Raw genomic sequence first — 18,731 nt, 5'->3', positions numbered from 1 at the left:
TTATAAATTTTATGACTATATTTGAATCAATATCCAAGATGAATAAGGTATTAAACTAAAGAGTCTCGACAGCAAATTCCGACAATTTGATTTAGAACGAGACGATAGGATAATGCCTATGATTGCTTTATTTGTACATTTGTACAGCTATAGCGTCATGGGCCCTATCGTAGACCGTTTCTAAAAGGCGTCGGAACCTTGCTGTACGGTGATAGGGCCTGCTATAGCCATTTTCCCGAATAAGACTCACAATTATAAACGTGAGCATGAACCACAAAAAACAGACAACAAAAAATCTTATTTCAGCTCCCGAGTAGCTCGGGTAGCTAAGTCAAACATGATTTGACCCTACACTGCTATGGATTGCATCACGCCAATATGATAACCTTTGTGATAACCACTCAAATGCGATCTAGCTTCCCAATTAATTTATTGTTTACCTGACCTAAGCAAGCTCAGGTCCCCCAAAAAAAGCTGATTTCGGTCGGACAGGGAGAGCTATGCGCTAAGGTCACAGCCAAAAACTAAACACATGAAAGCCATTTATGAAGATCTCCTATATCTCGATAGGCCATTCTACGAGATCCATGAAGACAATTACGATCCATTGAAATGTATCGAAAGCTTTTGGGATAATTATTCGCTAGTCACGATACGCGAGTATCTCTATGCATTGGACCTCAAATGCAAAACCCTCGGCGAAGTTACCGAAAGCAAATTAGAGGCTGTACAGCAAACGCTGTTTTTGGCCGATATTCTACGTGCTCTGATGGCGTATTTCCTAACGCATAGCCGCCATTTAGATACAACCCAATTAAAACTGTCAACTCTGGAAGCTAATATGAAGGAAATCCAGCTGACCAAACAAATCAACGATTTTTTTCAATCCATTAACCAACCAAAACCTTAAGATGATGAAATCAATATCAAATAATTTACACAAGGCTTTTAAGAGCAAACGAGCACGAGCGATACTGCTGTGTTTGGTTTCTATGTTTAGTTTATCGGCCCAGACGCCCCGCAAGGACAGTGGGGCGTCTGGGCTTCCTGCAGTTGCACCGATCAATGTAGGCGATCGGGTACCCGAAGATTTTTATACCCGACAGTATAAAGTTTACACGAATGGTAAGGCTATCACTACAGATCTAAAACATCTGAAAGGTAAGCTGATCATCTTGGACTTCTGGGCCTCATGGTGCGGAATGTGCCTCACTCAGATGCCAAAAGGGGAGAAGCTGAGCCAACAGTATGCAGATACGCTAGCCATGGTACTTGTCAATACCAAACATCGCCGGGATGATCTCCAAAAAATCAAAAAGACCTATAGCGAAACCTTAGCTCAGATAGGAGGGAGCTCGCTACCTACTGTTTATAATGATGAATATCTAATAAGCTTGTTTCCGCATGCTTCAATTCCGAGATATGTATGGATCTCGCCACGCGGTACCGTGCTGGCAATTACAGGTCATACATTCGTAAATAAAGAACAGATTGATAATGTAATCGACTTGTTGAGGGGGCAAGGTAATTATGAATAGATGGTTAACTTACGCGCTGTTCATTATATTATGCTTCTTGCAGATGGAATTAAAAGCGCAGCACATCTATACTGGAACAGTAGTAGATGAGTCCGCCCACCCAATTGCTGGCGCAAGCATTACGCTGTTGAAAACAAAGACGCAAACGAGGACGGATCGCGAAGGAAAGTTTCAAGTATCGGCGACTGATCTTAGTGAACGGCTATCTGTCAGCTACATGGGGTATGAAACGCGTGTACTGGCGCTTGCTGAATCCAAAAATAGGAACTTTTGGATCGTTCTTAACAAGAAAACAAATCAGCTTGAGGAGGTGATGGTCGAGACAGGCTATCAGCGCATTCCCAAAGACCGTGCTACCGGGGCTTTTGCACAGGTAGATGATAAGGTCATAACGCAGAGACTATCATCGGGCAATATTCTTGACCGCTTGGAAGGGAATTTTTCAGCTCTGCAGATGGATCGGCGCGATGGTACCAATCAGATCAATATTCGCGGTATCAATACGCTTTCCAGTGCGCTCATGGGACCGTTAATTATTGTCAATGATCTGCCTTTTGAGGGTGATATCAACGCGATTAATCCGAATGATTTGGAGACCGTTACGCTGCTTAAGGATGCTGCAGCAACATCGGTCTGGGGGGCACGGGCCGGAAATGGTGTTATCGTAATCAAACTAAAAAATCGCAATAAACAGGAGGGAACAGCGGTGGACTTTTCGTCTAATCTGACCATTACCGCAAAACCTGACCTGATGTATTTACCTAAAATGTCTTCGGCAGAGTTTATCGAAGTGGAAAAAATGCTGTTTGACAAAGGGTTTTACAATACGATATTGAATGGAACAAATTCCAATAGGGGTATCGTCTCTCCGCTTGTTGATGGACTGTATGATCTTTCCAAAGGACTGGTTACGCAGGAGGAAATGAATGCACGTATCGAAAAATATAAAACATTGGATTACCGCAATGACCTGCTCCGCTACGTCTATCGCAATGGTACCCTAAGCCAAAATAATATCGCCTTGTCAGGCCGTGGTGAGCAGAGTGGTTACCGGGTAGGGATCGGCTACGATAGAAATATGCTCAGCAAAAGGGAGAGCAGCAATCAACGGCTGGTGATCAATGGAAGTTATCAGCTGAATTTCTGGAAACACTTTAGGCTGGAGAGCAATCTGCTTTATTCCAATATGAAGAATAGCTATAATCCGGACCTCGTTGATTATCCGATAGGTGTCGGCGGGGGTAGGACAAATCTGTATCCTTATGCGCAATTGATGGATGATGCCGGCAATCCGTTGGTAATTCCATCACAGTATAATTTTAGGTATATGGAGTCGGTTGCTGATCGCAATGAGGGGTTGCTCGACTGGTTTTACCGGCCTTTGAATGAATTTGGTGTTTCCAAAGCCAATAACAATACCAATTATTGGAATGCAGGGCTTAAACTATCGGTCAAGCTGTGGAATAGTTTGGAGATTACTGGTCAGTATGGTTTTGAAGGGCAATTGGGGGCGAACCGGACCCTACGCGGACAGGAGTCTTTCTTTACGCGTGATTTGATCAATCGCTTTACACAGGTCGGTAATGGGACCGTAAAACGGATTGTACCGCTGGGAGGGATACTGACCAATGGGAACAATGATTTCACCAGCCATAAAGGAAGAGTACAGCTCAATTTTGCACACAAATGGAGTGATCTACATGAACTGAATTTCTTTGCTGGATCAGAAGTATCCACTCGGACAGAGGAGAGTGATCTTTTTACAACTTACGGATTTGATGAGAAATTGTATATCAGCCAATTGGTCAATCCTGTAGATGCCTATCCAATTTATGATGGCCTTAGTGGCTTGAGCCGAATTCCTTATACAAATGGTTTTGATAAACTGACTCGGCGCTATGTTTCGTTATTTGGAAATGCTTCGTATACTTACAAGGGGCGTTATATCTTTTCAGTTAGTGGGCGTAGGGATGCATCTAATCTATTTGGAGTAAATGCCAACAATAGATGGAATCCACTGTGGTCTACCGGTCTGGCTTGGAGAGTTTCGGACGAAGCTTTTTTTCCAAAGAATAGTGTTATCAATAGCCTAAAACTACGGTCCACCTTGGGGCATAGCGGAAATTCGGGAGGCATGACTACAAGTCTACCCATCTTGACATATATGGCAGGTCTGAATACTGATGTAAGTACTTTTCCTCGTGCAAAAGTATCCATACTACCTAATCCATCGCTTCGCTGGGAGGATGTACGGATGATCAATGTCGCCTTGGATGCGGCACTTTTTAATAATAGAATTTCATTATCGGCAGATGCTTATTTCAAAAAATCTACCGATCTCTTTGCTTCTGATCCTATAGATCCAACCTACGGTTTTACAACGGTAAGGCGAAATGTAGCCGTTGCATCGGGAAAAGGAATCGATATCGACCTGAATGCAAAGTTGCTGGATGGCAACTTCAAATGGAAAGCGAAAGTACTTTTTACGATCAATAAGGATAAGGTGGATAAATATTACGGCGGAACATGGCGCGCATTGACATTTACTTCTTCTGCTGGAAGAAATCTATCGCCCGTAGAAGATAAAGCACTTTATCCTGTTTTTTCTTATCGCTTTGTGGGGCTCGATCCATTGAGTGGTGACCCTCAAGGATCTTTAAAAGGAGAAGTGTCCAAAGATTATACCAAGATGTTGGCAGACTCTATCCAAAATTTGGTCTACCACGGTTCGGGAATCCCCCCGTATTATGGATCATTAAATCAGACCTTCAGCTGGAAATCCTGGATGCTGACTGTGAATATTGCCTATAAGTTTGGCCATTTTTTTCAGAAGGAAACCATACGTTATCAGGATTTATTTAATAGTTGGCGTACACATGGTGATTATACACAACGTTGGCAGAATCCTGGAGATGAATTGTGGACATCGGTACCTTCCATGACTTATCCGGCAAATTCCAACCGAGATAATTTCTATGCCTACTCTGAAGCAAACATTGGAAGAGGTGACCTAATACGTTTACAGGATATACGACTACAATATCAGTGGAAATTAGCAAAGAATTATCCTATACAGTGTTATGCTTCGGTAAATAATGTGGCTTTGCTATGGAAAGCCAACAAATGGGGGATAGACCCCGACTATAATAATATGCCTCCGGCTCGAAATTACACTGCCGGGGTATCAGTGCATTTTTAAATAACGATGGATATGAAATATATTATTTATACAATGATGATTTTGCTTCTGAGTGTTTTCTCCCAATCTTGTGATAAATTTTTGGATGAAAAGCCTCAGTTGTCTGCAGCTACTCCAGATAAGGAAGAGGACTTAAGGGCGCTGTTAGATTTTGAATCCCAGATTAATCTTTATTATCCTGGCTTGATCGAATTAGGGACGGATGATTATTATTTGGCTGATGCCGACTATGGAAAAATGCTGGCAAGCTATCAGGAAGCTTATACTTGGGATAAGGAAATGCACTCTATGGATGTTGATTATTGGAGATTATGTTACAACACCATCATGATTGCTAATATTGTATTGGAGGGAGTAGAAAGATTGCAGCCAATCAAAAATATGGATATCCGAGGTGAAGCCATGTTTGTTCGCGGACTGGCACATTTTTATGTCGCTCAGTTATACAGTCCTCTATTTGATAAGGATACAGATAGTCCCTATGGGGTACCAATCCGGTTGACTTCTGATTTTAATGTGCCTGTTACCCGAGCGACAGTGCATGAGACTTATAAACAGATTATTGATGATCTTAGTGGTGCAATCCCATATTTGAAAGATCAGGCTGCTGAAATCAATAGGCCGAGCAAACGTGCCGCTTATGCAGCCCTAGCCCGCATTTATCTTAGTATGTCGGATTATGTACAGGCTCGATATTATGCAAATGAAAGTCTGAAACTAAATGCTGATTTAATGGATTTTAATGCAATCGATCCGACACCTGCTTTTCCGATTAATCCGAAGAATGTGGAGATGATCTATTATGGCTCAACAATATCGGCGAGTAGTGTGTTACATAATAGCACGGCACGGATACCGAAGTCTATCTATAATTCATTTGCAGATAATGATCTTCGTAAATCGCTTTTTTTTAAAACTGTCAACACAACAGAATATGCATTTAAAGGTTACTATTCGGGGAGATCAGCTTCCTACTTTGCCGGATTTGCAAATGACGAGCTTTACTTGATCCGGTCGGAATGCAGTGTCCGGCTAGGGGCTACAAAAGAGGCGTTGGATGATATGAATAAGCTTTTGGAAAATAGAGTCCGTAAGGGGACTTTTGAAAAGTTGGTGGTTTCAGATACGAAGGATCTTTTAAATCTGATATTGAACGAACGGCGTAAGGAAATGCTATTTCGTGGTGTACGGTGGTCTGATCTGAAGCGATTGAATGTAGATCCTGATTATGCGATTGATCTCTATCGTGAAATAAATGTCAACGGAAAAATAAAAAGGTACGAGCTGCCTGCAAATGATTCCCGTTATCTATATCCCATTCCAGCCGAAGTGATTATGCAAAGTAATATTCCACAAAACCCACGGTAAGAAAGGAAAGCAGGCTTTCTGAAATTGAAAGCCTGCTTATTGTTTTACTGACTAGAACGAAAAGCGAGAACAGTGTCATTCGTTGAAGGAGTAGGGGTAGAAGTCGCGTCTTGAATTTCGCTTTCTACAGTTTGACCCGAAGGTTGAACATGGGACATGTCTGGTTGACCAGAACCATTGTCGGGTGCTGAGATAGAGCAGATTTCTTCTGTTTTATCCCCACATTCAAATTTAGGCGTCAATGCATAGTTAGCTGGATTTGTAGGATCCGAATTGACCAGCTCATTGTTGTACCAAGTCTGGTTGGCTCTTGTTGTTGTAGTTTTTGGCTCTACTTTCACTTCTTCTTTTTCCGTAAAACTTTGAGTACCGTATGCAAGACCCAATCCTAATACTGCTAATGTGCCGACACGTAGCCAGCTGTTTCTTTTTGTTGCCATGGCAAAAAATTTAGTTTATAAAATGTTTATTAGAGCCAGCACGCATCGCTGGCTCTGATACAAAGTTGCATGCTTCGTCAGTCTGATATGTGCCTGTTCTATAGGTGCTATTTTTGCGCATATTTTCCAGTAAGCAGAAAATACTGAGCCTGCTGCACCGTGTGGCGGGAGATGCCCAGAAGATCAGCCTGCTCAACCTGTGTGGTAGCAGCTTTAATTTCGGGCAACAGCCGGGTAAAGTTAAGGTAACGCTCAAAAGGAGAATAGCCCAATGTGGCCTGCCTTAGCAAAACCAGTTGCCTCTTCTTTTTATTGCCCAATACGTCAATCAATGTATCGATGGATTTTTCCTGTTCCTGAAATTGCCGAAGTACCGAATGCGGGATCGCAATAATAATTCCCGAACGGAGCGCCACAATATGCCCGCTGTGTAGATGATGTGTATAGAGGTGATTGGTCGTCATTAAAGCCATGTTCGGAATAGCAAGGCTCATAATCCTGCGTTTGCCGGTTTCAGTGTTCTCTTCAACCCGAGACAGGAGGCCTTTCGCGACAAAATAGGTCATCTCCGAATGACGGTCAGCTGGACTGAGTTGCTCGCCTCGTTTGACGATCTTGACTTTGAGGTTGTCCTTTGCCCACTGATAGTGAAAATGATCTATTGTGTGATATTTTCCCCAAAAATCAAATAATAGTTTGAATCCCGCCTTGGGGTTATGCTTAATTGACATAATAAAGTTTTTTTCGGTTTATCTGGCTAACTGACAATAATATATGTTGCACTAACAAAGCTACGATGATTGAAAATCATTGACGAAACTACCCTTATAATACCTTTTGACTCTGGAGAAACCTCTTTTGCCCCCCAAATTATCGACAAAATGGAAAGTTTAGGAACCAAAAGGTAGATGAAGGCAATGTCTTTTGGCTCTCCAATTATTAGTTGAATTTTTACTCCCGATCGATCCACAGTCTTCAGTGCCTGAAGCCGTAATGCTGTTGCGAGAACAGCCTATGGTTTTATTTTTTACGAGAAACAGCGTGGAAATAACAACATTATTGGCCCAATTTGGACTATACAATCCACATCCTCTGACCATCACTGACCTGATGTTAGGTATTGATGAAGAGGATGATGGAGGGAAATGCAATATCGTTTTCCCTTAAGAGTATCAAGATAATTGAGTATGCTGTGCCTTATCCTTAGGCATGGCATATTCCCAATGTTAACCCTAACGTATTTTTATATGCAATTTACTTGGAAAGCCGCTATGCAGGCCTACACCGAAAAGGATTGGCGGGACTTTGTTTTTTTCTCGGCCAATGTGCAACATCTTTTGGGTATCCATCAGCTCGATATCCAGCAAAATCTACACCGTGAAACGATTAATTTCTCAAGTCGGCAGGCAGAAATGGACCCTGCTAAATTTCAGTTCGATTACAACATCTTTTGGCTCTCGCCGCCAGAGCGACCACAAGTTATCCTTAGCTTTCATTTTGGTTACTATCGCGCTGTTCCAGCTTTTCTAGTTCAGCGCGGCTATAAGCTTTGTATTCCTGTGGCTAAAGAGGTTATGTTGCAGCAGTCACAGCATTATGCAGCTTTGCTCGGTGACCGTTGGCAAAAACAAGTTGTATTTCTAGACGCCGAGGATCCTTATCTTTTCTTTAAGTTGCGGCAGCAGATGGATCTTGGCTATCATATATTCTGCTACCTCGATGGAGGGGTAAGCGCCGAAAAAGATTTCCAGGCGCAAAAATTAAGCGAAATCCCTTTTCTAAATGGCAGCATTAAGATAAAGCATGGGATTCTACATATGGCTTTTTTGCTTCAAAAAAATATAACAGTTCTAATTGCCAAAATAGTGGCAGAAAATGAGCCCATTGTTATTTGCACATTGAGTCATTGGTATAAAAACTGGTTTCCGAGCGCCAGGCAGTTTACGGACTATTTTAGCCGCATCATTTATGGGGATTTCGAAGAGATCCTGTTGGAATATCCGGAGGCCTGGGAAGCTTGGTTTTACCTACACAAAAGTATGTCACCAAGCTCAGATGAAGCAACCTGGTCGGCAACTAATCGTATAATTTCATTTAGCATGAAAGAGAAACAGCTGCTGCTCGACAAGTTTACTTACCTGAGTTATCCTCTTCCTGTAACGATTTTATAAGAAATCGATTGGAATACTTGTATAAACATAATGTTGTAATTATCTTTAGGTTATCAATATAAACCAATAATATGAATAGGTTCTTTAAAAGAAAGTGGCTGTCGCACTGTTGTTTCTGGATAGGATATAGTTTTTATTTTTTTGTTGTAAATGCACTAGGCAATTCCAGACTGAATCTGGGAGCTTCCTTCATCACCGTGTTTTACTGCGCGATCATCTTCTATGCGATATATCTGATTTTGAAGTATGTTTACGATCGGGGTCATATACTGGGAACTATCGTGTTGATGATAGGCTTTTATTTACTCTCCGGAATATTCGTGTACTACGAATTGTATGGAAAATTTGGACTGGAGATTATAAATAACAAGTACGTTGTCGTTCATCATGCCTTTAGTTGGACGAAGTATTCTCAGACCTTTCTCGTCATGCATAGTAATTATACGGTGATGGCGGTGGGCTATTATTACTATAAGAGTAAGCTTCGCGAATCAACTGATAAACTTGAGGCAGTGAAAGCACGCCTGAATGCAGAATCTAGCATGAAATCTTTTCAGTATACAACCTTATCTGCACAGGTGCATCCGCATATGATGGCGAATATTTTTAGCCATTTAAAAAATAAGGTGGATCCCTATGATCGTAAATTGGGCATGCAGCTTGAGGAAATTTATCGCTTAATGAAATTCTACATGGAGGCCCATCAGGTGGAAGGGGCAACCCATATATTATTAGCAGATGAAGTGAAAGCACTGGAGCAGTACTTGTCCATCCAGGAGGAAGTCGAACCGAATCCTTTTTATATAAATGTTTGCTGCTCGGGTAACCTGATGCGATTTAGTAGTGCACCTACACTATTGCAGACGCTCGCTGGTAACTTATTCAAGCATGCGGACCTTTGGGATAAAGATCACCCGGCCAAAATCGACATTCTTGTCGGTAATGCCGGTTATCGGATTATGGTTCAAAATAAAAAACGAAGCGGCCCTCAGATGATGCCAAGTCACGATGTGGGGCTTCGAAATGTACGAACACGCATGGAATACCTCTTTGGAACGGACTTTTCGATGGAAGAAAAGCAGGACGCTGAGCATTATGAACTCATGTTATGTGTGCAGCGCTACAAATAATTTAAGGAACAAAAAATGACGGAAAATATGAATAGAATATGGATAGGAATCATCATCGATGACCAAAAGCCGCATATAGACCATCTGCTTGAAATGGTCGAAGAGATCGGCTATGTGCAGATTGCCAAAACATTTAGTGATCCGCAGGAAGCCCGGATTTTTCTGCGTGCCAACAAAGTGGATTTTATGATCCTTGATGTCGAACTAGGAAAGACCAACGCTTTTGATTTTTTAAGAACTCTGCCCAGCTCAAATCTAAAAACAATTCTTTATACAGCACACCGCCAATACGAAGACCCGGGATATGATTTTGGTGTCGTTGATGTGCTGCTCAAAGAGGTGTCTAAGAGTCGTTTCTATGCCGCATTGCGCCGGGTGGACGAAGTGCTCGCTAAATTGATCCCCCTCGCTGATCACGATTCGCTGGAAAATTATACCTATTATTTTATGATCAAAGGGCCGGTTCGTTATCAACGTACGGAGGTTCGTATGAAAGAACTTGTTTATGTGGAAAGTACCAATGGCCAGGTTAAATTTCACATGATCGGAGGTAAAGCACTGAGCTGCAGCAGTACCATGCGGGAAGTATTGGGCCGACTGCCGGTGAAGTGGTTTAAACAATGCCATCAGAGCATTATTATTAATATCAATTTTTTTTACAGTTATGGCGTTGGCGGGGTACTGATGACTGAAGGAACGAAAAAAACGCTCCCCGTAGGTGACAAAAAACTGTATCCGGAATTCTTTAGCTTTATTAATTCCAATACACTTGGTGGATAATCCCATTTGCCATTATAGACAACTAAAAATATGAGAAAAAATTCGTACAACAACCCAAGCCCAAAGACAGATGCGCATCTCTTGCAGGCCTTACATATCCTTTTTACAGAAATACAAAAGTTGAAAACTGCAGTGCTGGATAGCATTCAGGCTGATGATGACAAGGTGGAACTTCGTGACACGGTATTTGTCAAAGATACGGTAGGCGTATCGGATCGTACGTTGCTGCGGTATCAAAACTTAGGCCTTATTGAGGTGTACCAGCGCGATAAAGGGGGCAAAAAGTATTTTAAGCTTGACGACGTGCTCCGACTCAAACGTTATTTAAATAGCTGATGTTAAATTGCAGCGAAGTTCTTGGCCATCGGGCCGGGCTTCGCTGCTGTTTAAGCGATCGTTCGCATCTGCCATAGGCTTGGTTCATCCCTTTCATGCCCTTTTCTCGCCAATTTTCCTAGCTAACTCCTAGTTGAGACCTTGTGTTTACCTATCGAACTAGGTCTTAAATAGGTTCATCATCGGTATTTGATAAGTCAATCCCAACTGGAGGCCATAAGCAATCCGGTAGCAGATCATTGTAGGGTTTTCTACTTATCGATTGGCTGCATTCGGACAATTGATAGGCAACCTTCGGACAAGCATCGGACAATCTGTTTTGTGTTGTATTTTTCTGTTAATGAATGTTTTATGTTTGTTCTGTCAAGCAAAAATACCGGTATAAAAATCTTGGCGATTTATTTTTTAACCCTTAAAATTTTTAAAAATGGGAACAATTGTAAACGGAGCAAATGGGGGCTTTAGTGGTAAGGCCGGCTCAGTGATCGGTGCCAGCTGGAAGAGCATCAACTATATCAGAGGGCTCGCTAAAAAGAGCAATAAGCCGTATACGGAAGCACAGCTCATCGTGCAGGCAAGATTTAAGACGCTGATGCGTTTTCTGCTGCCGATTAATAACTTTCTAAAAATCGGTTTTGGCCAGAAAAAGGCAGACCGCCTCACGCCGCTCAACTATGCTTTTCAGCTAAATCAGGATCTGGCTATTCAGGGTGTTTATCCTGATCTGAGCTTGGACTATAGCAAGATCAGAATTGCCGATGGGATCTACGGCGGGGGCGGAACAGTAGAAGCTGGTTTTGATGCAGATCAGATCACAGTGGCTTGGTCGACGGGCAATAACGATGTCTACGAGACAAAAGGAGACGATCTCTTTTATGTGATCTGTTACCATCCGGCAAAGGATGAATTCATGACTTCGCCAACTTTGCCGAAAAGGCAAGATGGGGTGATCACATTTGGAGTACCTGAGCATCTGCTGGGGGATGCTGTACATATCTGGTATTTTATGTCCGACCGGACAAAGACCAAAATCAGCAGAAGCAGTTATCTCGGTGAAATAATGCTCGCCTAAGAAGCAGAAAATTGCCAAGGGCATACCTGCCCTTGGTATATTTCGGTATCGTGAAAAGGATGTTATTCATTAATACATTTCAGATGAAAAAAAGAAAACAAAAGAAGACAATAGGTATGCTGATGACGCAGCAAAAATTTTATCTGGCCAGCCAATATCTCTTGCCATTGGCATCGATTATTAAGGAGGGATTTGCACAGTACGTACGTCGGGAAAAAGCAAAACATCTTTCTGCCCGAAATCTGGCAATGGCGCATGCGGTCAAATATGCGGTCAAAGGTGAATACCCGGATCAATATATTGATCCTGCTCTCATTCTGCTCTCCGATGGTTCTGTGCAAGGGATAAGCGTAGGGAGTATGGCGCTGGATGATAATGGATTGTGGTTAGACTTTGACGGTGGTGAGATCACAGCCATGAACCACGATGACGAGCTGTTGTTGGTGGCTTATGATCCGATAGCCGGAGTCGCTATCCGTAACGAGGCCCTGGTTACGCGCTCGAGTTCAGGCTTAAGACTCGAACTGCCTGATTATATGCAAAATGTCCGGCTTGATGTCTTTATCTTGCTGCGCGATCGGAATCGAAACCGCTATTCGCGGAGTCAATATGCGGGCAACGTATAACTATTTTTTACTATTAAATTATATCACTATGAACAGTGTAGAAATGAAAGGACCATGGTATGGTCTAACACAAAAACTGCCGATCGAGCCCAAGTACCTGCTCGGTATGGCAAGCATATTATTGGTCATTATTTTCCTATATGTTGGGAGTATCTTACAATTTTTCGACCCGGCATCAGCTGCGCTTGATCTGGGAGTACTGTCCCTGCTTTATTTTGGGCTAATGGCCGGATTGGTCTTTATCTGTTGCTGCACCTGGTTGCTGGAATATCTCTGGAGACCCTTCAAATATTATAGACAAGATATTTATTATCACTTTAATCAATTAAACTCATGGCAACAATCCATTCTTTATTTCTCGGTTTTCTTTCTATTGCTCTTTGCATTTCTGCTGCTACTGGAAATGCTGTTTTAGACGGAAGGTGTAACAATGATTATGCTCGTGTACGTAACACTGATCTGCTTAGGCGGCAGATTGATGAAATTGCAGCGAATGAAATTGGCGTAAGGGAGACAGGGGGTGAAAATAAGGGACCGGAGATTTCCAAATACCTGGCCTATGTAGGCCTCGATGAAGGTTATGAATGGTGTGCAGCATTTGCCAGCTGGTGTTATGGTCAGGCTGGTCTTTCCATACCGCGCAGTGCATGGAGCCCCGCGCTCTTTCCAAAAGCGCGCTGCTATACTAAAGTGCAGTTCTTGAAAGGAGATGTGCGGCAAGCCGATTTATTTGCGATCTATAGCAGCCAATTAAAACGGATCCATCATGTAGGCCTAGTTAAAGTTATAAAGGGATCCCTGTTGATTTCGGTAGAAGGCAATAGCCATGACCGGGTAGAATCGCGGCGGCGTCCACTTGCTACTATTTATGCTATCGCTAACTGGATCGATTGAGGAGGGCATGGTCATGAATAAATACAAAATTTCGGTAGCTCGAAGCCTAGTTTTTTTCCTCTTCATGATAAGCACTGCTGTAATCATCAGTTGCAGCGTTTTCCAAGGGAAAAAGCAATTGGAAGAGAAATCCACGCAGCGTTATAATCAATATGAACATTGGGATCTGGCCTATCATCAGAAGCAGCAGGATAGTTTATCTTCCTATTGGTATTTTAGTACGGATAGTCCATTTTGGTTTCAGCCGGATAGCGGATTATGGGCTAAGGGCGGAAGACTTTTCGCAGAGCAGTCGAACATAAAACAAACTGAAGAGAATTTGCAGCTTCAGCGTGTAAACAGCGAGGCGGCAGCGGCTTCTGATTTATATGTGAAGCGGGAAAATAAAGTCGTATCAACTCAAATCTTTGCGATAGGGGCAGTTTTACTAGCTGTGCTAGGGTATTGGATCTGGTGGAGGGGGAGAAAGTAGGCTCAAATTATTGTTCACCTTAAAAGATGAGTGTTTTTAAGGTGAACAATAGTTATAAAATTATATTTGAGTGAGGCTCAAATTAGTGTTCACCTTAAAATGTATTGGTTTTTAAGGTTCATTTTTTGTATATTCGTATATGACATATAGGATTAACCCTGATAGAGCAGCGCCATGGAATGGGCTTCCTGAATTGCCGATAGCTCCCGAATACTATCAGACTGTCGAAATATATGAGCAACTGGGAAATGCTAAAGCGGCAATAGGCCGTCTACAGGGGCGAAGTATTGTCATACCAAACCAGGGTATTTTAATCAATTCCATTAGTTTGCAAGAGGCTAAGGCTTCGAGTGCGATAGAAAATATCTTTACGACAGACGATGAATTGTATCAAGCATTCAGTGAGTCTCAGCAGCAACAGGCACAGGGAGCTGCTAAAGACATTTTAAATTATCGCGAAGCACTGTGGGATGGGTATCATTATCTATCCAATGGGGGAAATCATTGAGCGCGATTATTTTATCCGCATGTATCGCATCGTTAGCCAGTTTTCCGCACAGTAGCCATCGAACCGCCTGTTTTACCAGCAAACTTGGCAATAGGGTCTGGAATACGATCATCCTTTGTCTTGGAGTTTCTCTTCTTAATGCCATTGTTTTTGATTTAAGTGATACAAGAATTAATTACACACGCGGCTGATTCATCGCGCTCAACATGTTGCCATAAATGGCATTCAAGGCATTGAGGTTTTTCGCAAGCTTGCCCACTTCATCTTTAAATGCTTTGGAATCATCCAGCGATTCGTTGAAGTTTTGCATAGTAAAGCGTAGGTTCTCATAAAACTTTTTCATCGATTGTAAATGTGAGGCCGAATCGCGTAGTTCACGCTCGTACATTGCATTCAATTGACTTAGGTTGGTTGTTAGACTTTTTACCTGTTCGTGGTAATTGGACGTATCGCCAGAGGTATTCGACATGGCGACTAGGTTTTGCGAAGCTTTTTCAAACGCTAGGCTCAGGTTATCAAACTTAGACGTTGCTGTTCGGAGCCTATTGGTGAATTCTCCTGTCGCAAGTGAAACATCTGAAAGCTTATTCATAACAGATACTTTTTCGCTGAAATCACGCAGCCCAGTAAAATTATCGTCCAATTCAGGATAGACACATGTCCAGTCTGGTTCTGCAGGAGGGGGATTAAAGCCCATTAGAAAGAATAGGAAGGCTTCTACAGCCAAACCGATTCCGATCATATAATTGGCTGTGGTGCCACCGATATGTAGAATCTTTAAGTTAAGGGGATCAAATTCTTGGACATATTTGTGGTGATTTGCTAGAGATTGATTGGATTTTGCTGTAAAGAATGTTCAAAGAACATATTTTTTGATGGTTAAATATAAAATAAAAAAAAGGTTTTCAATCGGGGAGATGAAAACCTTTAAATAACCAATTATAAACCTATTAAGGTGTTGTAAATATAGGGTATATTATTGTTTTTGCAAAATTTAATCTGTTTTTTATTTGTTTTTTTTGGTGAAAATTTATTTTTATTTGATTTTTTGCTTCTTTTTGCCTCCGTCTCTTTTGTTTTAGCATATAATTGCTCTTTTTTTTTCATTTTATTTTTCCGTTTATGCTTATTATTATTGGTTTTTTTTGTTTTATCACTTTATATTATTGTGTAATACTGTTTTTTTTAATTTTTATTTTGAAGAATTCTTGATTTTTGGTATTGTGAATGCCTTTTTATTATGGCGCATCAACACTCGTGTGCTTAGCAAAGTGCATGGCCGTATTCTTTGCTGTTTATTTAGCCAATCTTTTTCAAAATAAAACAAACGTTAACCCTGCTGAGCAGTTATACTTTAATAAAGACAAGTGTTAACACAAAGAAAGAACAGTATGATGAACGAAACATTAATTCAACTTTCACAGAAATGGCCCGCATGGCTCTGGAATATTGCATTAATTCTATTTTCATTTTTGATTGGTATTTTGATTAAGCTGATATTTATTCCTTTATTGCGCAGGCAGGCCATTGAACAGGAATCGTATTCCCTTTTCCGTTCATTTATCCGTCGCTTTAACCGTGTGCTGAGTGTATTTATCCCATTAATTGTCTTTAACAGTTTACTTCCCTTTGCCCAATTTAACGAAAGGACCCTCCGCGTCGTGACCAAAACCAATGAACTTTTATTGGTCAGTTTCTTTGCTGTTGTGCTGATACAGGGGATTAAGGTTTTTGAAGATTATCTCTATCATCGTTTTGATATCAATAAGGAGAATAACCTGCGCGAACGAAAGATTAGAACGCAAATCGTCTTTATACGAAAAGTGGTCGTCACCCTGATCATCGTGATCTCCCTTGCGATAATCCTATTAAGTTTTGATAGCATGCAAAAGATCGGCGCCGGTTTGCTCACGGGAGTGGGGGTTGGCGGTATTATCATCGGTTTTGCTGCACAGAAGTCCTTGGGAAATTTACTTGCTGGCTTTCAGATTGCTTTTACACAGCCTATCCGAATGGATGACGTCTTGGTTGTTGAAGGGGAATGGGGGCGTGTGGAGGAAATCAATCTCACTTACGTAGTAGTCAATATCTGGGACAAACGCCGTTTGGTATTGCCCATCACCTATTTTATCGAAAAACCGTTCCAAAATTGGACACGTACGACTTCTGAAATATTGGGTACTGTATTTATCTATACAGATTTTACCGTACCTGTGCAGCTATTGCGTGAGAAATTGACAGCCTTACTTACCGGACACCCCCTTTGGGACGGTAAAGTCAATGTGCTTCAGGTAACTGATTTTAAAGAGCGTACCATGGAGATCCGATGTCTGATGAGCTGCCGCAATTCGGGGCAAGCTTTTGACCTGCGTTGTTTTATCCGCGAGGAGATGATAGCGTATATCCACACGAACTTCCCGAATGCGCTAGCCAGGACAAGAGTGGATTATATGGAGAGCGATCAATTGGGTATTTAATAGCTGAGGAGCGCTTGATAAATGATGGTCTCTTGAAAATAGTAGGGGTAGGTGATGGATGATCTAGAAATGTGTTTTAAATGCTCTACTCATTAATTCTTTTTCTGCTCTTGATATGCCAATCTTATCTGCAACATTTTCCCATTGATTTACGCTTTCCAGTACTTCACCTATAATACTATTCATTTGAGTGGAATTAAGTCTAAAAAATTCCCCCACACTTATCGCCAGGGTAAAATCCAGCGCGTTATTTTCCATATCGATATTCAGTGATAAACCATTTTTTTCAATAGAGGGGTTTAAATCATACGCTGGAGATAAAATCCAGCCTTCATCTGTTAAAATGAAACCGTGGTTTCGTAGGTGATCGTCGGTATTGGATATCGCAATATTGAAAACAATCCTTCTCCATAACTGTTGCAAATTCTCTTCAATCATTGTTCCATGTGTTTGTATAAATTCTGCAATTTCCAGATAGCTCGCAGGATTGTCACGAATTGTGTCTTCATTATTGCCGGTCATAGTCATTGCCGAAGCAAAATGGATACGATCTTTTTTTTTACGGTCGAATCGTTTCGTAAAAAAGGTATGATAATTTCCAGATATCCTTTCCATTTTGGATGGAGCCATTGTTATACCTGCTCCAGTGGCAAGTTGGTACGACAAAAATTCCCATGCACCTTTATTAAAAATATCATTTTTAGAGGGAAATTTTGCAATCCACAATTCATTATTATCATCTAAAATATTAGCCTTAGGTCTGGCTCCTCCCAATGAAGATCCGGGAGCCATTAATATCGTAAGCCATTCCTTTATATCGTCGTTACTTTCGTCATTTTCGAGCCGATCAGCAGCGTGCTGCAGCTCTCTTACCGATGACCATGGAGGAGTTGGCTTTTGATTATTATCATCTAAAAATGGACCGTCTTTAGTTGTTTTAAAACGTAGTGCTCCCATACGGCTCTCGTCATAAACCCCCAATAAATAATCGATATCATATAAGAAGGGAGGCTTTTCGTTCCGCCCCTTTGCCAACTGAGCATCGCGTCTTTTCATGAGTGTTCGCCCCCAAGTGTCGGGCATACTGTCTAGAAATATACCGAAGTTTCCTTTTTCGCTAGCATATTGTGTTCCTGAAAAAAACTGTATTTCAGGGTCTAAGATTTGAAGTTGCTCCGATTTCAACCATATTTTATCGTATTCAAAACTGAATGCCTTTTTACCTTTAGCAAAATGTGCTGAGAGGGTCCCTATAAGTTTAGGCTCCGCCATCCCTTTCCAGTGCGCATATACGTATATATCAAACTTGTTGTGTGCCATTGATTGCTACTTTAATAATTCGAGATCTTGTAGTTTTCTTCCTAAATCATCGTCTGCTGCTAATTGCAATACATCATTTTGTAGCCCCAATACCCGGAGCACATTTAAATATGCGCCAAATGCGACGCTTGTATCTCCTTTTTCAATAAGGTATAAGGTTGAACGCGCAATTCCAGCTCGCTCTGCAACTTGAATAGTTGTTAATTTACGACGCTTTCTTGCTAACTTAATATTTTCGCCTACTTGTTCCATAAGTTTGGCTAACTTAGGGAAAATGATTTGTTTCTTAGAGCTCATATATTATTTTTGTTCGCTATTATAAACAAAAGTAGTTAAAATGATTGAAATAGCAATCATTTTTTATTTTTAGCTTTGTTTTATCTAAGCTGTTATATTCGGG

At 41.4% G+C, this 18,731-nt stretch carries 22 protein-coding genes; 16 read left to right on the top strand and 6 right to left on the bottom strand.

All coding sequences use genetic code 11. The features are described from left to right. Nucleotides 1-532: 532 nt before the first annotated feature. From AACH28_RS14645 to AACH28_RS14630, 4 genes are read left to right on the top strand one after another with little or no spacing between them, the layout of a single operon-like run. Nucleotides 533-910, top strand: coding sequence for a hypothetical protein (locus AACH28_RS14645; protein ID WP_341830847.1), 378 nt, complete (start codon nucleotides 533-535; stop codon nucleotides 908-910). A 1-nt stretch (nucleotide 911) separates the two neighbouring features. Next, nucleotides 912-1,538 carry a TlpA disulfide reductase family protein gene (locus AACH28_RS14640; RefSeq protein ID WP_341830846.1) on the top strand — a complete coding sequence of 209 codons (627 nt, stop codon included), beginning with the start codon at nucleotides 912-914 and terminating at the stop codon, nucleotides 1,536-1,538. Between the two features lie 43 nt (nucleotides 1,539-1,581). After that, nucleotides 1,582-4,737: a SusC/RagA family TonB-linked outer membrane protein gene (locus AACH28_RS14635; RefSeq protein ID WP_341830845.1), complete on the top strand. Its 3,156-nt coding sequence runs from the start codon at nucleotides 1,582-1,584 to the stop codon at nucleotides 4,735-4,737. A gap of 12 nt (nucleotides 4,738-4,749) precedes the next feature. Next, nucleotides 4,750-6,105: a RagB/SusD family nutrient uptake outer membrane protein gene (locus AACH28_RS14630; protein WP_341830844.1), complete on the top strand. Its 1,356-nt coding sequence runs from the start codon at nucleotides 4,750-4,752 to the stop codon at nucleotides 6,103-6,105. A gap of 44 nt (nucleotides 6,106-6,149) precedes the next feature. Here AACH28_RS14630 and AACH28_RS14625 read toward each other — a convergent pair whose 3' ends face one another. Both AACH28_RS14625 and AACH28_RS14620 read right to left on the bottom strand, forming a co-directional pair. Beyond that, the gene (locus AACH28_RS14625) at nucleotides 6,150-6,545 is read right to left on the bottom strand and encodes a hypothetical protein (RefSeq protein ID WP_341830843.1); all 396 of its coding nucleotides are present in this window, start codon (nucleotides 6,543-6,545) and stop codon (nucleotides 6,150-6,152) included. Nucleotides 6,546-6,652: 107 nt separating this feature from the next. Continuing rightward, nucleotides 6,653-7,276: a hypothetical protein gene (locus tag AACH28_RS14620; RefSeq protein WP_341830842.1), complete on the bottom strand. Its 624-nt coding sequence runs from the start codon at nucleotides 7,274-7,276 to the stop codon at nucleotides 6,653-6,655. A gap of 193 nt (nucleotides 7,277-7,469) precedes the next feature. Between AACH28_RS14620 and AACH28_RS14615 the strand changes: the two genes are divergently transcribed. The 11 genes from AACH28_RS14615 to AACH28_RS14565 all read left to right on the top strand — a co-directional run bounded on the left by AACH28_RS14615 (nucleotide 7,470) and on the right by AACH28_RS14565 (nucleotide 14,534). Continuing rightward, nucleotides 7,470-7,712 (top strand): hypothetical protein, encoded by a 243-nt coding sequence (locus AACH28_RS14615; protein ID WP_341830841.1) that lies wholly within the window; start codon nucleotides 7,470-7,472, stop codon nucleotides 7,710-7,712. An 80-nt stretch (nucleotides 7,713-7,792) separates the two neighbouring features. Next, on the top strand, nucleotides 7,793-8,716 hold the full coding sequence (locus tag AACH28_RS14610; RefSeq protein WP_341830840.1) for a hypothetical protein: 924 nt from the start codon (nucleotides 7,793-7,795) through the stop codon (nucleotides 8,714-8,716). Between the two features lie 71 nt (nucleotides 8,717-8,787). Then, nucleotides 8,788-9,846 (top strand): histidine kinase, encoded by a 1,059-nt coding sequence (locus AACH28_RS14605; protein ID WP_341830839.1) that lies wholly within the window; start codon nucleotides 8,788-8,790, stop codon nucleotides 9,844-9,846. A gap of 27 nt (nucleotides 9,847-9,873) precedes the next feature. Then, the gene (locus AACH28_RS14600; RefSeq protein WP_341830838.1) at nucleotides 9,874-10,626 is read left to right on the top strand and encodes a LytTR family DNA-binding domain-containing protein; all 753 of its coding nucleotides are present in this window, start codon (nucleotides 9,874-9,876) and stop codon (nucleotides 10,624-10,626) included. A 30-nt stretch (nucleotides 10,627-10,656) separates the two neighbouring features. After that, on the top strand, nucleotides 10,657-10,962 hold the full coding sequence (locus tag AACH28_RS14595) for a hypothetical protein (RefSeq protein ID WP_088159903.1): 306 nt from the start codon (nucleotides 10,657-10,659) through the stop codon (nucleotides 10,960-10,962). 427 nt (nucleotides 10,963-11,389) lie between these two features. After that, entirely contained in the window at nucleotides 11,390-12,034 is a 645-nt protein-coding gene (locus AACH28_RS14590) for a DUF6266 family protein (protein WP_088159904.1), read from the top strand. Between the two features lie 59 nt (nucleotides 12,035-12,093). After that, a complete protein-coding gene (locus AACH28_RS14585) occupies nucleotides 12,094-12,660 on the top strand; it encodes a DUF6266 family protein (RefSeq protein WP_341830837.1) in 567 nt (188 codons plus the stop codon). 28 nt (nucleotides 12,661-12,688) lie between these two features. Further along, nucleotides 12,689-13,075: a hypothetical protein gene (locus tag AACH28_RS14580; RefSeq protein ID WP_286851676.1), complete on the top strand. Its 387-nt coding sequence runs from the start codon at nucleotides 12,689-12,691 to the stop codon at nucleotides 13,073-13,075. Next, entirely contained in the window at nucleotides 12,994-13,554 is a 561-nt protein-coding gene (locus AACH28_RS14575) for a CHAP domain-containing protein (RefSeq protein ID WP_088159906.1), read from the top strand. The genes AACH28_RS14580 and AACH28_RS14575 overlap by 82 nt, the downstream gene beginning before the upstream one ends. A 64-nt stretch (nucleotides 13,555-13,618) precedes the next feature. After that, nucleotides 13,619-14,026, top strand: coding sequence for a hypothetical protein (locus AACH28_RS14570; RefSeq protein WP_157698343.1), 408 nt, complete (start codon nucleotides 13,619-13,621; stop codon nucleotides 14,024-14,026). Between the two features lie 139 nt (nucleotides 14,027-14,165). Beyond that, complete coding sequence (locus AACH28_RS14565) at nucleotides 14,166-14,534, top strand: Fic/DOC family N-terminal domain-containing protein (RefSeq protein WP_341830836.1); 369 nt, start codon at nucleotides 14,166-14,168, stop codon at nucleotides 14,532-14,534. Nucleotides 14,535-14,709: 175 nt separating this feature from the next. Here AACH28_RS14565 and gldL read toward each other — a convergent pair whose 3' ends face one another. Then, nucleotides 14,710-15,300, bottom strand: coding sequence for a gliding motility protein GldL (gene gldL / locus AACH28_RS14560; protein ID WP_407073648.1), 591 nt, complete (start codon nucleotides 15,298-15,300; stop codon nucleotides 14,710-14,712). A 173-nt stretch (nucleotides 15,301-15,473) separates the two neighbouring features. Continuing rightward, nucleotides 15,474-15,641 (bottom strand): hypothetical protein, encoded by a 168-nt coding sequence (locus AACH28_RS14555; protein ID WP_341830834.1) that lies wholly within the window; start codon nucleotides 15,639-15,641, stop codon nucleotides 15,474-15,476. Nucleotides 15,642-15,925: 284 nt separating this feature from the next. Here AACH28_RS14555 and AACH28_RS14550 point away from each other — a divergent pair, with 284 nt between their 5' ends. Then, nucleotides 15,926-17,011: a mechanosensitive ion channel domain-containing protein gene (locus AACH28_RS14550; protein WP_341830833.1), complete on the top strand. Its 1,086-nt coding sequence runs from the start codon at nucleotides 15,926-15,928 to the stop codon at nucleotides 17,009-17,011. Nucleotides 17,012-17,074: 63 nt separating this feature from the next. On the opposite strand, the gene AACH28_RS14545 is transcribed toward AACH28_RS14550, so the two are convergent. After that, entirely contained in the window at nucleotides 17,075-18,331 is a 1,257-nt protein-coding gene (locus tag AACH28_RS14545) for a type II toxin-antitoxin system HipA family toxin (RefSeq protein WP_070570035.1), read from the bottom strand. Between the two features lie 6 nt (nucleotides 18,332-18,337). Then, complete coding sequence (locus AACH28_RS14540) at nucleotides 18,338-18,628, bottom strand: helix-turn-helix domain-containing protein (protein WP_070570037.1); 291 nt, start codon at nucleotides 18,626-18,628, stop codon at nucleotides 18,338-18,340. Nucleotides 18,629-18,731 lie beyond the last annotated feature (103 nt).

Source organism: Sphingobacterium thalpophilum (genome assembly GCF_038396785.1).
Classification (GTDB): domain Bacteria; phylum Bacteroidota; class Bacteroidia; order Sphingobacteriales; family Sphingobacteriaceae; genus Sphingobacterium; species Sphingobacterium thalpophilum_A.
The sequence above is the reverse complement of the archived record's forward strand: the minus strand, read 5'-3'. Positions and strand labels throughout refer to the sequence as shown.